General features: G+C 61.7%; 10 protein-coding genes. 9 read left to right on the forward strand and 1 reads right to left on the reverse strand.

The window, feature by feature from the left end:
* The first annotated feature begins 15 nt into the window (after window positions 1-15).
* The 8 genes from AA309_RS27820 to AA309_RS27855 are packed head-to-tail and all read left to right on the forward strand — an operon-like array spanning window position 16 to window position 11192.
* Window positions 16-1284: a glycosyltransferase gene (locus AA309_RS27820; RefSeq protein WP_047192277.1), complete on the forward strand. Its 1269-nt coding sequence runs from the start codon at window positions 16-18 to the stop codon at window positions 1282-1284.
* On the forward strand, window positions 1281-2423 hold the full coding sequence (locus AA309_RS27825; protein WP_047192278.1) for a glycosyltransferase family 4 protein: 1143 nt from the start codon (window positions 1281-1283) through the stop codon (window positions 2421-2423). Before AA309_RS27820 ends, AA309_RS27825 begins: the two co-directional genes overlap by 4 nt.
* Complete coding sequence (locus AA309_RS27830; protein ID WP_047192279.1) at window positions 2411-4336, forward strand: glycosyltransferase; 1926 nt, start codon at window positions 2411-2413, stop codon at window positions 4334-4336. The genes AA309_RS27825 and AA309_RS27830 overlap by 13 nt, the downstream gene beginning before the upstream one ends.
* Before the next feature lie 32 nt (window positions 4337-4368).
* The gene (locus tag AA309_RS27835) at window positions 4369-6234 is read left to right on the forward strand and encodes an ABC transporter ATP-binding protein (protein ID WP_047192312.1); all 1866 of its coding nucleotides are present in this window, start codon (window positions 4369-4371) and stop codon (window positions 6232-6234) included.
* Window positions 6231-8138, forward strand: coding sequence for an ABC transporter substrate-binding protein (locus AA309_RS27840; protein ID WP_047192280.1), 1908 nt, complete (start codon window positions 6231-6233; stop codon window positions 8136-8138). The genes AA309_RS27835 and AA309_RS27840 overlap by 4 nt, the downstream gene beginning before the upstream one ends.
* Window positions 8135-9154, forward strand: a complete 1020-nt coding sequence (locus AA309_RS27845; RefSeq protein ID WP_047192281.1) for an ABC transporter permease — start codon at window positions 8135-8137, stop codon at window positions 9152-9154. The genes AA309_RS27840 and AA309_RS27845 overlap by 4 nt, the downstream gene beginning before the upstream one ends.
* A complete protein-coding gene (locus AA309_RS27850; RefSeq protein ID WP_047192282.1) occupies window positions 9151-10329 on the forward strand; it encodes an ABC transporter permease in 1179 nt (392 codons plus the stop codon). The genes AA309_RS27845 and AA309_RS27850 overlap by 4 nt, the downstream gene beginning before the upstream one ends.
* A gap of 11 nt (window positions 10330-10340) precedes the next feature.
* Window positions 10341-11192 carry an FkbM family methyltransferase gene (locus AA309_RS27855; RefSeq protein ID WP_047192283.1) on the forward strand — a complete coding sequence of 284 codons (852 nt, stop codon included), beginning with the start codon at window positions 10341-10343 and terminating at the stop codon, window positions 11190-11192.
* A gap of 64 nt (window positions 11193-11256) precedes the next feature.
* Here the strand turns inward: AA309_RS27855 and AA309_RS27860 are convergent, their stop codons facing one another.
* Window positions 11257-12738 (reverse strand): DEAD/DEAH box helicase, encoded by a 1482-nt coding sequence (locus AA309_RS27860; protein ID WP_047192284.1) that lies wholly within the window; start codon window positions 12736-12738, stop codon window positions 11257-11259.
* A gap of 294 nt (window positions 12739-13032) precedes the next feature.
* On the opposite strand from AA309_RS27860, the gene AA309_RS27865 reads away from it, so the two are divergent.
* Window positions 13033-14265 (forward strand): MFS transporter, encoded by a 1233-nt coding sequence (locus AA309_RS27865; protein WP_047192285.1) that lies wholly within the window; start codon window positions 13033-13035, stop codon window positions 14263-14265.
* The last annotated feature ends 25 nt before the right edge of the window (window positions 14266-14290 follow it).

The following is a 14290-nucleotide window of genomic DNA, read 5'->3' on the forward strand; positions in this document are numbered from 1 at the left end:
CGAGTAAAACTTCTCATGCTCCCGTCACCTACAGCCCGGCGGATCGCCATTGTCGTCAAAGGCTTTCCGCGCCTCTCGGAAACCTTCATCGCGCAGGAAATTCTGGCGCTTCAGGATCGTGGGCTTGATCTCGAAATCTGGTCTCTCCGCCATCCGACCGAGCGGGTCGTCCACCCCATGCACAAGAAGATCAAGGCGCGGGTGACCTATCTGCCGGAATATCTCTACGAGGAGCTGCTGCGCGTTCTCAAAGGTGCGTTCTGGTGCCTTGGGCAGAAAGGCTTTGGCGTGACGATCAAAGCGTTCTGGCGCGATCTCAAGCGGGACGTCACTGCCAACCGTCTGCGCCGATTGGGGCAGGCCTTCGTCATGGCGTGGGAACTGCCCGCCGACGTGAGGCACCTGCACGTCCACTATCTCCACACGCCCGCCTCCGTCGTGCGCTATGCAGCGCTTCTCACCGGGCGTACCTGGACCTTCTCGGCTCATGCCAAGGATATCTGGACGACACCCGATTGGGAAAAGCGCGAGAAGATGCAGGAAGCGCTCTGGGGTGTGACCTGCACCGCGCATGGCGTGGAGAACCTGCAGGCACTGTCTTCACCGGATCGCGTCTCGCTCGTCTATCATGGGCTCGACCTATCCCGTTTTCCCGCTCAGCCCGAGAGCCGCCCGGCGCGGGACGGCACCAACCCCATGGACCCGGTGCGGATCGTATCCGTTGGGCGCGCGGTGGCGAAGAAAGGCTATCGCGATCTGATCCAGGCACTCGCCGCCCTGCCGGGTGATCTGCACTGGCGCTTTGCACATATCGGCGGCGGGGAACTGCTGAGCAGCCTGAAGCAACAGGCGCAACAGGCGGGCATTGCCGACAAGGTCGCATTCCTGGGTCCGAGGGCGCAACCCGACATCATCGCGCTGCTGCGCGAGGCCGATCTCTTCGTGCTGCCGTCCAAGCAAGCGGCCTCCGGCGATCAGGACGGACTGCCGAACGTGATCATGGAAGCCGCAAGCCAGGGGCTCGCAATTGTCGCCACGAACTTTGCCGGAATCCCTGAATTCATCCGCGATGGCGTGGAGGGACAGCTCGTTTCACCCGGCGATTGGGAGGCGTTGTCGAACGCACTCAATCTTCTTGCCCGCGAACCCGAGCGGCGAGAAATTTTCGGTGATGCAGCCTGTCGTCGCCTTCGCCAGGACTTCTCCATGGAAGGCGGCATCGATCGGCTGGAGAAGCGCTTTCGTGCTCTTGTCGGCAACCTGAAAGAACCGGAGCCGGTGTGAGTGCCAAGAAGCCTGTCGCGTTCTATGCCCCGCTGAAGAGCCCGAACCACCCACTCCCTTCGGGCGACCGCACCATGGCGCGCCTTCTGATGAGGGCGCTCGACGCGGCAGGATTTGCGCCGGAGCTCGCCAGCGAGCTGCGAACCCTCGACAGGACCGGCGACAGGCAGGCTCAGGAGAACCTGAAACAGCAATCCCTGGCGGAAGTCTCACGCCTGATTGTCCATTACAAGAGCCTTCCGGAAGAGCTGCGCCCTCGCCTATGGTTCACCTATCACGTCTATTACAAGGCACCTGATTGGATCGGCCCGCTGGTGAGCGAAGCTCTCAATATACCCTATGTGATCGCCGAAGGCTCGCGAGCCGCAAAACGCGCGCAAGGGCCCTGGGCTCTCGCCCATGAAGGTGCGGAAGAAGCGCTCGATCATGCCAATGTAATCTTCGTGATGACGGCCAAGGACCGGGTTGCGCTGGAACAGGCGCATCCGGCTCATCAAATCCTGATCGATTTACCGCCATTCCTGGATGCTTCGGAATGGCCGCCCCCCTCCTCTCCTCGCAGCGCAAGCGCACCACGCCTTCTCACGGTGGCCATGATGCGCGAAGGTGACAAGCTCGCCTCCTATCGCATTCTTGCGAGCGCGCTCGAGAAGGTCACGCATCTCTCCTGGTCGCTTGATATCGTTGGCGATGGCGAGGCGCGAGCCGGGATCGAACCCCTGTTCGCGCCATTCTTGGGCCGTGTGCGCTTCCATGGGCAGATCGAAAGCAGGAGCGATCTCGCCGCTCTTTATGAAGCGGCCAATCTTTTCGTCTGGCCCGCCGTCAACGAGGCCTACGGCATGGTGCTGCTGGAGGCGCAGCTCTTCGGCTGTGCCGTGATCGCCGGCAATTTCGGTGGTGTCTCAAGCGTGGTGGAGCATGGCAGAACAGGCCTGTTGACCTTGCCCGGCGATGCTACAGCTTTCGCGGATGCGACGAGAGGCTTGCTTGAACATCCTGAACGGCTTCGGCACCTTGGCGATGAGGCACGCCGCTTTGTGACTATGGAGCGCACCCTCGATGGCACGGCCACGCGGCTACGCGAGGCTTTGTCCCCCCTCACGTCGACAAGAGGAGCACGAGCTTGCGCGTCCTGATCGTCGTCACCCATCTTTTGGGAGCAGGCCATCTCACACGAGCAGCGGCGCTTGCGCGTGCCTTTGCGCAGGAAGGTCATGAGACCACGCTCGTTTCGGGCGGCGGCCCATCCCGCCCGACGGGCCTCGACGGCATCGCCTTCGTTCAGCTGCCGCCGGTACGCACCATCGGGACGGACTTCAGGACGCTGCTCGATGAAGACGGTGCGCCCGTCCACAACTTCCGGCTGGCTGAACGCCGCATCCTTCTTCTTCAGGCATTGAAGGCAACCCGCCCGGACATCATCGTCACCGAACTCTTTCCCTTCGGTCGCCGGGTGCTGGTGGATGAGTTCATGACGCTCATCAACGAAGCACGGAGGTTGAGTCCACGCCCGCTCATTCTCTGCTCCATCCGCGACATTCTCGCCTCGCCTTCGAAGCCGGAGCGCATTGAGGAAACGCAGGTACGTGTTCTCGAAAACTATGACGCTGTCCTCGTTCATGGCGACCCGCAGATCGTACCGCTGGAGGCCACGTGGCCCGTGGACGAGCGCATCCGCCCGCTCATCCACTACACCGGTTATGTCGATGAAAACCCAGAACACATTCCGCAGGAAACACGCAATGGCATTCTCGTTTCCGGCGGATCGAGTGCTGCGAGCCTGCCGCTCTACCGCGCTGCCATCGCAGCCGCGAAAGAGATCACGGATAAGCCTTGGCGGATCCTGATCGGACGCGGCGTTACGGAATCCGACTTCGCGGCTCTTCTCGACAGCGCGCCAGCCCATGTGACGGTGGAGCGCGCAAGGCCGGATTTCCGCACGTTGCTGGCGCAAGCCGACCTGTCCATCAGCCAGGCGGGCTACAACACGGTGGTGGACCTTCTGCGCAGCGGCGTCAGATCGGTTCTCGTTCCCTTCGAGGCAGGTCACGAAACCGAACAGCGGCTGCGAGCGGAACGCCTGAAGGTGCTTGGCCTTGCCGAGACCGTCCCTGAAGCGGACCTGTCGCCCCAGCATCTTACGGAGGCCGTGCGGCTCAGCCTGTCCCGTGCGCCATTGCCGCCCCCTCGCATCAACCTCGACGGGGCACGCCAGAGCGTTGCTATTGCGGAAAGCCTCGCCCTGGCCCGTCCTGCCCTCCATCGCCCAAATGACTGGTCCGCAGTGGAGCAGGCACTCGCACGGGCCAGGGATCGCGGCTGTCCCATCCGCGTCTGGTGGCGCGACGACGATGCGGTGGCCGATACACCCCAGCTCGACCGGCTGCTCTCCTTGAGCCGTCGCTCCAAAGCCGGCATCGCGCTCGCGGTGATCCCTCATAGTCTAGAAGCGTCGTTGGGCAAGCGCCTGCGGAACGAGAAGGCCGCCTTCGCCCTGGTTCATGGCTGGTCTCATGCCAACCACGCTCCCGAAGGACAGAAGAAAGCCGAATTCGGAGCTCACCGGCCCATCGCCACCATGGCTGCGGAAGCTGAGCAAGCCTTGCAGAGGGCGCGGGAGAAACTGGGCGACACCCTTCTGCCGGTTTTCGTTCCGCCGTGGAACCGGGCCTCGCCCGAGCTGATCCAGCATCTGCCCTCTTCGGGCTTTAGGGCTCTCTCGACTTTCAATGACCGTAAGGCGACCTTTGCTGTCGAGGGCCTGCTGCAGGTCAACACACATATCGATCCAATCGACTGGCACGGCACGCGAAGCCTGGCCGATCCGGCTTTCATCATTGCGAGCCTAGCCGCTGCCATCGACCGCCGCATCATCGGCGCGGCGGACCGAGAGGAGCCCATTGGCCTCCTGACCCACCACTTGGTTCATGACAACCTCATCTGGTCATTTTGCGAGGAGCTGATGATGCAACTCGGCCATTGGGAGGTTCCCCTTATGCGCCCCGACCAAGCGTTTTCAGATAGAAACAGGATCACAACCTTGGCTTGATGCGTTATGATGAGAATCCGTTGGAGACACTCATGGAAGCGCCGCTCCTGTCGATCCGTCAGCTGACGGTCGATTTTCATACCGATACTGGAGACTTCCGGGCGGTGGACGGCCTGACCTTCGACATCCCGAAGGGCAGGACCGTGGCGCTCGTGGGGGAATCCGGCTCCGGCAAGTCGGTGACCGCCCAGGCCATTCTCCAGATCCTCTCGAAGAAGGCGCGGATCACCGGCGGTTCGATCATCTTCAACGATCCTGCGCTTCAGGCCCCTGTCGACATCGCGGCCCTCAAGCCCGAGGGTGAGGCCATGCACCTGCTTCGCGGTGGGCGCATCGCCATGATTTTCCAGGAGCCGATGACCTCTCTCTCGCCGCTCCACACCATCGGCGACCAGATTTCGGAGGCGCTCCTGATCCATGCGGATGTCAGCAAGGACGAGGCGCTTCAGCGCACCATGGAGGTGCTGGCGCGCGTCGGTTTCCCCGATCCGAAGCGGGCGCTTCGCACCTATCCCTTTGAGCTTTCCGGCGGTCTTCGCCAACGCGCCATGATCGCCATGGCGCTGATTACGCGCCCATCTCTTCTGATCGCCGACGAGCCGACCACGGCCCTCGACGTGACGACGCAGGCACAGATCCTTGATCTGATCAAGGAGCTTCAGGCCGAGACTGGCATGTCGGTGCTGCTGATCACGCATGATCTCGGCGTGGTCGCGAACGTGGCTGACGATGTGGTCGTCATGTACCGCGGTCGGATCATGGAGGCAGGCTCCCGCGAAGAGATCTTCCGCCATGCGCAGCATCCCTATCTGCAGGCGCTCATGCGTGCCGTGCCGCGCTTCGCGATGGCGGAAAACGAGCGTTTGACTCCGATCCGCGAAGTGAAGAGCGCAACGCTCGCAAGAGTCCATGCGCCTGAGCGGCCGCAACCCCAAGGCCCCATTCTCAAGGCCGAAGGTTTGACGAAGTGCTTCACACTCCGCTCCGGCCGGCTCTTCGGCAAGCCGAGGATGATCCGTGCCGTGAACGAGGTCGATCTCGAACTCCCCACCGGCAAGACGCTGGGGCTGGTGGGTGAATCCGGCTGCGGTAAGACCACCGTATCGAAGATGATCATGCGTGCGCTCGAGCCCGATGCAGGGCGCGTGCTGTTCGATGACGGCACAGGACCGAGAGACGTTCATCGCCTCGAGGGCGAGGACCTGACGGACTATCGCCGCTCGGTGCAATTCATCTTTCAGGATCCGTTCTCGTCGCTCAACCCGCGCATGACGGTCTACGAGACCCTGACCGAGCCCTTGCGCATACACAACATCGGCACGCCGGACGAGCGCTATCAGCGCGTCAAGCAACTGCTCGACATGGTGGGGCTCGATCAGCGCTCGCTGAGGCGCTATCCACATTCCTTCTCCGGCGGTCAGCGCCAGCGTCTGGGCATCGCACGCGCACTCGCCCTGGAGCCGCGTGTGCTGTTGTGCGACGAGCCGGTCTCCGCCCTCGATGTGTCCGTGCAGGCGCAGGTTCTGAATCTGCTGAAAGATCTGCAATCGGCTCTTGGGCTGTCTTACCTCTTCGTGTCCCACAATCTCGCGGTGGTGGATTACATTGCGGATACCATCGCGGTGATGTGCCGGGGCTATATCGTCGAGGAAGCGCCGAAATCCTCCCTCTTCCGCAATCCGGTGCATCCCTACACGCAGGCGCTTCTCGCTGCAGTACCGGACCCGGACATCGATCGTCCCCTCGATTTCGCGAAGCTGCGGACAGACCGGTTCTCCAATCCGGCCGAATGGCCCGAGCCGTTCCGCATTCCGGATGGCGAGTTCGGCGTGATGAAGGAGATCGAGCCCGGCCACAAAATTCGGATGGGCCGCGTGACGACGCAGGAGGCGGCATGATGGTCTGGTTGCAAATAAAGCCTCGGGTGCTGGCCGTTGTATGCAGCCTTCTTGCGCTGCCGGTTGCCGCACAGGACTTGCAGGAAACGCCGTTCTTCAAGGACAACGCCGCGAATATCCCGCCTATCGCCGAGCGCCTCCCATCGGCACCGCTCGTGATTGAGGCTCAAGGCCAGCAAGGCGGAGATATCGTGACGCTCGTCCCCCGCGCCCGCGATATCCGCTATATCTCGACCTATTCCTATACGCGCCTCGTCGGCTACGACAAAAACCTGCAACTCCAGTCCGATTTGCTCGAAAAATTCGATAATCAGGATGACAAGGTATTCACCTTTACCCTGCGCGCAGGTCATCGCTGGTCTGACGGCACACCCTTCACGACGGAAGACTTCCGCTACTATTGGGAAGACATCGCGCACAACAAGGATCTATCGCCCGCAGGCCCTCCCGAATTCATGCTGGCGGATGGAAAGCCGCCACGCTTCGAAATCATCGACGAGCGGACAGTCCGTTACACCTGGGATAAGCCTAACCCACGTTTCCTGCCGCAGCTCGCAGGTGCGCTCGATCCCGCCATCTATAGAGCCTCGAAATATCTCAAGCAGTTCCACGCGAAATATGCCGACAAGGCCGCCTTGGAGGAAAAGGCGAAACAGCAGAAGCTGAAATCCTGGGCAGCCCTTCATAACCGCATGGACGACATGAAGGAGCAGACGAACCCTGATCTGCCGACCCTCATGCCATGGCGCGTGACAAACGCAGCCCCTGCGAACCGCTTCGTCTTCGAGCGCAACCCCTATTACCACCGCATCGATAAACAGGGGCACCAGCTTCCCTATATCGACCGCATCATCATGGACGTGTCCGCCGGCGGCCTCTTCGCCGCCAAGGCGAATGCCGGCGAAACGGACCTTCTGTTCCGCGGTCTTTCCATGGGCGACATTCCGGTGCTGAAAGAGGGCGAGAGAGTCCACGGCTACAAGACCCTGATCTGGCCCTATGCACGCGGCACGGAGCTGGCGCTTTATCCCAATCTCAATGTGGTTGATCCTGTCTGGCGCCAGCTCAATCGCGATGTCCGCTTCCGCCGCGCCCTGTCGCTCGGTATCGATCGCAAGACCTTGAACAACGCCCTGCTCTTCGGCCTCGGCACCGAAGGCAACAACACAGTGGTGCCTGAAAGCCCCCTCTTCTCAGAAGACCTGCGCACGCTGAATGCGCAATACGATCCGGCTCAAGCCTCGCGGCTTCTCGATGAGATCGGCCTGACGAAGCGCAACGGCGCAGGCTTCCGCCTGCTGCCGGATGGGCGCGAGCTCGAGATCATCGTCGAGACGGATGGCGAGAGCAGCCTCGTGGTGGATGGGCTGACCCTCATCAGCGAGTTCTGGCGTGAGATCGGCGTGAGGCTTTTCGTAAAGCCGCAGGACCGCACGGTTTTGCGCAACCGCGCTTTCGCAGGACTCACCGTGATGGTGGCTGCCCCCGGCTTCGACAACGCCATCCCCACTGCCATCATGCCGCCAACGGAATTCGCCCCCATGCGTCAGGACAATTACTCCTGGCCGAAATGGGGCCAATACGTCGAGACCAAGGGTATGAACGGCGAGGCTATCGATTTGCCTGAAGCCAAGCGCCTTTCGGAGCTCTATGACACCTGGATGGCGACCGGCGATGAGGCCGTGCAGGACAGGGTATGGCGGGAGATGCTGCACAACCACGCCGAGAACCAATGGGTGATCGGCACGGTGGCCGGTGCTCTGCAGCCCATCGTGGTTCGCAACGGCCTGCAGGGGCTGCCGCCGAAGGCGCTTTACAGTTGGGAGCCCACGGCCATGCTCGGCCTCTACCGGGTCGACGAAATCTACTGGAACAAGGCCGCCAGCAAAGAGGCCCGCCGATGATCCGCTTTCTGTTGCGTCGCCTCTTCACCATGGCCGTCACGCTCGTCATCATCTCGGCGCTGGTGTTCTTCATCATCAAGTTGCCACCGGGGGACTTCCTCTCCAACCTGATCTACGAGCTGCGCGCGCAGAACGACAACGCCTCCATTACCAAGGCCGAATTCCTGATCAAGCAATACGCTCTCGACCGACCGGCCTGGGAGCAGTACCTGATCTGGATTGGGGTGATCCCCGGGCCCAACGGCTTCTCCGGCCTGCTGCAGGGCGATTGGGGATGGTCGTTCGAATATGACAAGCCCGTCGCGGACGTGGTGGGCGACGCCTTGTGGCTGACACTTCTCGTCAATCTCGCGGTGGTGATCTTCATCCACATTGTCTCGATCCCGATCGCGATATACTCGGCCACCCGGCAATATTCGATTGGCGATTATCTGGCGACCTTCATCGGCTATATCGGGCTTGCGACACCGAGTTTCCTGCTCGCCCTCATCCTGCTCTATTACCTGAACCGCTGGTTCGGCGTTTCCATCGGCGGCCTCTACGATGCGAAATTCGCGGGCGAGCCCTGGGACTGGCCCAAGATCCAATCCTTCCTCGCACATCTCATCGTGCCGACCATCGTGATCGGACTCGCCGGAACGGCTTCCATGATCCGACGGATGCGTGCGAACCTGCTCGATGAACTCGGCAGGCAATATTACGTGACGGCAAAAGCGAAGGGACTTGGGCCCACGAAGGCCCTCTTGAAATATCCCTTCCGCATGTCGCTCAATCCCTTCATCGCGGATATCGGCAACCTTCTGCCGCATCTCGTCTCTGGCTCGGTGCTGGTCTCGCTGGTGTTGAGCCTGCCGACAGTCGGCCCGATCCTGCTGAGCGCCTTGAAGAACCAGGATCAGTTCCTCGCCGGCTTCATCCTGATGTTCGTCGCGGTGCTCACCGTGGTCGGCATGCTGATTTCCGACCTGCTTCTCGCCTGGATCGATCCGCGGATCCGCATGGGAGGTGGGCGATGAGCACGGCCCTTCCCTCAACCAATTCTTCCTCCAAGCGCCATTACGTCGATCCGACGCCCTTCGATCCGGGCACCACGGAGCCCATCGGCACGGAGAACGAGAGCTTCTACCGCGCCTCATCCTGGCAGCTCATGTGGTGGAAGTTCCGCCGCCACAAGGTCGCCCTGGCGGCTGCCTTCGTGCTGCTCCTCTTCTATCTCATCGTACCCTTCGTAGAGGTCATCGCGCCCTACAACCAGACGAAACGGCACGGCGATTTCCTCTATGCGCCGCCGCAACAGATCCACCTCATGCATGAAGGCCGTTTCGTTGGGCCTTTCGTATATCCGTACAAGTTCACCTTCGATCTCGAGACGTTTCGGCGCGTCTACACGGTCGATACGTCCCAGCCGCAGCCAATCCGCTTTTTCTGCCAAGGTGATGCTTACGAATTCTGGAGTGTCTGGAACACGAATGTGCATCTCGCCTGTCCGCCTGAGAACGGCACGATGTTCCTTCTCGGCACGGATCGGCTGGGACGGGACATGTTCTCGCGCATCATCTATGGCGCACGCATCTCGCTCACCATCGGCATCATCGGCATTGCGGTGTCCTTCGCGCTCGGCCTCCTCTTCGGAGGTCTCGCCGGCTATCTCGGCGGCTGGGTCGATCACGTGATCCAGCGCATGATCGAGATCCTGCGCTCCTTGCCGGAACTGCCCCTGTGGCTCGCGCTTTCCGCTGCGCTGCCGCCGAACTGGAGCCCGATCCTCGTCTTCTTCGGCATCACGATCATTCTGGGCCTCCTCGATTGGCCCGGTTTGGCGCGTGCCGTGCGCTCAAAGCTGCTCGCCTTGCGCGAGGAGGATTTCGTGAAAGCCGCCGAGCTGATGGGCGCTTCCAAGCAGCGCATCATCGCACGCCATCTCATCCCGAATTTCATGAGCCACCTGATCGCCTCCGCGACTCTCTCGATCCCTTCCATGATCCTGGGCGAGACTGCCCTTTCCTTCCTTGGCCTCGGCCTTCGCCCACCGGTCACGAGTTGGGGCGTGTTGCTCAACGAAGCGCAGAACCTCGCCGCCGTACAACTCCATCCGTGGCTGCTCTTCCCTATGGTGCCGGTGATCGTGGTGGTGCTCGCCTTCAACTTCATGGGCGACGGACTGCGCGATGCGGCCGATCCGTATCATTGATAGGACATGATGTGCTGGAGCGCCTGAAAAATCGGCTTGCCGACTGGCTCGGTATCACGCGCCTGAACCACGCCGTGTCTTTTGTGCTGATGCGGGATTTGAACGTGCTGTCCTCTGCTCCGAAAGGTGCAGAGGGTCATGCGGCTTTGCAAGCCGCGTTCCTGCATCTCATCGATATTCTGAAGCCCGGGGTCGTCTGCGATATCGGCGCGCTCGATGGCTCTCTTTCACTGGCCGTGCGCGACAAGGCATTGAACTGCGAGGTCATCGCCTTCGAGGCCAATCCCAAGACCCATGCGCGCCATATAGAGGCGCTCTCAGCTCATGGCATCGACTATCGTAACGTCGCCATCTCAGACTACAATGGTCGCATCACGATCCATGCGCCGCGCGGCCAGCACGAGGGTAAGACATCGTTGCTGCTGCGCAACGAAGAGATTGCCTATGAGGATTACGAGGTCGAGACGCATATGCTCGACAGCATCTTCAGAGATCGTCTGAACGCCAGGGATCAGAGCTTCTTCCTCTGGATCGATGTCGAGGGCGCCGCCGAACGTGTTCTGACGGGTGCACCCCACGTGCTGGAAAAGACGCTCGCGGTCTTCATCGAATGCGAAACCTTTCCCTTCTGGCAGGAAGGCGGCAGCGCAGGCGGTGTCGCCGACACGCTCTTGAAAGCAGGTTTCGTGCCCCTGGCACGCGATCGGGAATATGGCGACAAGCAGTTCAACGTCCTGTTCGTGGCAGGACGTGTGGCGCATCTGCTCGCGCCCTCGCTATTCAATGCAAACTCGCCGCTGAGAAAGGGCCTGATCTCAGGATCTCCCTTCCTCACCACCAATTGCGAGGTCAGTGCAGCATAGAAGCCAACTATGAAGTCATGAAAAAGGGCGCCCTGAGGCGCCCTTCTCGTATGTGTTATTCGCCTTAGCGACGGCGCGGGCTCTTTTCGAGCCAAGCGACCTGAGCCCCGTCTCCACGGCGCCCCTCCGGACGGCTGGGAGCAGACTTTGCTTGAGCAGGCCTTGATCCCTGTTGAGGACGCTGCCCCTGAGCGGGCTTTTGTCCCTGGGAATGGCGCTGCTGGTTGGCCGACGGATGTCCACCTTGCGGCTGACCGCCTCCCGGCTTGCCGCCACGGCGACGGCGCTTGGGGCCTTTTTCCGCGTTCGGATCTGCATTGCGCGGCTGGCCATGGCCCTGGTGCCCGCGGGAATGCGGAGCCGGGCGACCGCGCTGCGGCTCGCCGCGGTGCTCGGATGGAGCCGGAGCTGCAGGCAGCCCCTCCGGCAGGGGCATGACCGGCACCTTCAGGCGCGTCAGCTTCTCGATGTCCTTCAAATAAGCCTTTTCCTCGTCGTTGCAGAACGAGATCGCGAGACCCGTCGCGCCGGCACGCGCCGTACGGCCGATGCGGTGGACGTAAGATTCCGGCACATTCGGCAGATCGTAGTTGATGACGTGCGTCACGCCTTCGACGTCGATGCCGCGCGCGGCAATGTCCGTCGCGACGAGCACGCGGCACGAGCCGTCACGGAATCCGCTAAGCGCACGCTCGCGCTGCGGCTGTGACTTGTTACCGTGAATGGCCGCACCCACGATGCCCGCCTTGTCGAGGCCGCGCACCACCTTGTCCGCGCCATGCTTGGTGCGGGTGAAGACGAGCACGCGGTCGATGGAAGGATCGCGCAGGAGGGTTTCGAGCAGAACCTGCTTGCGGTTCGTCGGCACGAAGATGACGCTCTGCTCCACGCGCTCGGCGGTGGTGGCAACAGGGGTCACCGCCACATGGGCCGGATCGCGCAGGAAGGAATCGGCCAGCGTCGAGATCGTCTTCGGCATGGTGGCCGAGAAGAACAGGCTTTGGCGCTCCTTCGGCAGCAGGGTCACGATACGCTTGAGTGCATGGATGAAGCCGAGATCGAGCATCTGGTCCGCCTCGTCGAGGACGAGGATCTCGATATCGCGCAACGTCAGCGACTTGCGGTCCACGAGATCGAGCAGGCGGCCGGGCGTAGCCACGAGTACGTCGACGCCATTGGCGAGTTCCTTCTCCTGGCGGGAGATGGTGACGCCGCCGAACACCACGGTGGTGGTAAGCTTCAAGTTACGGCCATAGGCCTTGAAGCTGTCGGCGATCTGCCCGGAAAGCTCGCGGGTGGGGCTCAGCACAAGCACGCGAGCGCTCTTGCGCTGACGCGGCTTCGGGTTCTGCGACAGACGGTGGAGGATCGGCAGCGCGAAGGCCGCCGTCTTGCCGGTGCCGGTCTGGGCGATGCCGCAGACGTCGCGGCCTTCCATGGCATAGGGGATGGTCTGGGCCTGGATGGGCGTGGGCTTCTCATAGCCCTCGGCAGCCAAGGCCTTCAGGATCGGCTGGGCCAATCCGAAATCGGTGAAGAGTGTCAAAGTGGTATCGTCTTTCGAACGGATGCGGTGAGCCGCAAAGCAGGTTCGGCTTGATTTAAGCTAAGGCGCTTCAGGGCTCTCAAGGCGACAACCCGCGTGATGGGGTTATCGTATGGATCAAGCGATTGAAGAAGGGGACCGGGCTTTCGCCAAAAAGCGAATTTCCGTCACGCAGTCCCGCTCAAGCGGCTCGTAGTCGAGCGCTGACGCCATTCTGTTCATATGAGGGTTAAAGGTCTATCCGTCAACCTCAAGGGCTGACATAAGGGGCTGTAACGCCCTAAGAATGGATCCATGTCCTCCTCTGCCCGTATGCCCTGGGCCTTCGTCTCCGCCCTGTCGCTGAGCGTCCTGATTTCCTACGGCACGATTTTTTATGCCTTCGCTCTCTTCATTGATCCAATGAGTCAGGAGCTTGGCTGGGGGAAGTCCGAGCTGACGGCAGCCTATTCCCTGGCACTCGCCACCTCCGCCTTCTGCGCGGTGCCGGTCGGGCGGCTCATCGATCTCGGCTATGGCCGCGCGGTGATGACGGGAGGCTCGGTTCTGGCGGCCGTGCTTCTGGCGCTCTGGTCGCAGGTCGAGAGCTACCCGGTCTTCGTCCTCATCTGGGCAGGCTTGGGCCTTTCCATGAGCAGCGTGTTCTACGAGCCGGGCTTCGCGGTTCTGGCCAGCAGGCTCGGCTTTCTCGCCCGCCGAGGCATCACCTTCATGACCCTGGTGGGCGGCTTTGCGAGCACGGTCTTCATTCCCCTCACCCACCTGCTTCTCGAGCATTTGCACTGGCGAACCGCTCTCCTGGTGTTGGCCGCCTTCAACCTTCTTATCTGTGCCGTAGTGCATGCCGTTGCCATTCCGCCGGCTCTGAAGTCGCCCTCTCATCCGACCAGCGGAGAGCCTCGTCCTCTTCCGCCCAGCGCCCGCCATGTTCTGTTCAAGGCGTCCTTCTGGTGCTTCGTAGCCTCCTCCGTTCTCCAGGGCCTCATCGCAGCGGGCCTGCCGATCCACCTGATCCCGCTTCTCACGGAGCAGGGCTACAGCCTGGAGATGGCCGTGATCGCCTTTTCCATCATCGGCCCAGCCCAAGTGGCCGGGCGCATGACCATGGCCGTGGGCGAGCGCGCCTTCGGTCTGAAGAGCATCGGAATCGTCACCTTGAGCCTCGGCGTCCTTGGCTTCGGGCTCCTGCCCCTGCTGCCCGCTGGCTCCTGGCTGGTGGCGGTCTTCGCAGGCCTCTTCGGCGCCTCGAACGGGATGATGACCATCGTCCGTGCCCTTCTCCCTCCAGAACTGTTCGGGCGCGAGAGCTACGGCACGGTCCAAGGCATGATCGCCATGCCGGTGCGTCTGACCACCGCCGCCGCCCCCTTTCTGTTTGGAGCGCTCTGGGCCTGGTGGGGCAGTTATGCCGCCGTCATGATCCTGTGCTTAGCCATGTCCTTCTGTTCGCTCGGGTTCTTTCTTCTTGTCCTGTTGTTGCAAACGGGCCGTGAAAACCCCGAAAATCCGCTTGCGTTAGACGGCTAAAGAACTCATGTGCTCACGAACTGAA

The sequence above is a fragment of the Microvirga vignae genome (assembly GCF_001017175.1).
GTDB classification, from domain to species: Bacteria; Pseudomonadota; Alphaproteobacteria; order Rhizobiales; family Beijerinckiaceae; genus Microvirga; species Microvirga vignae.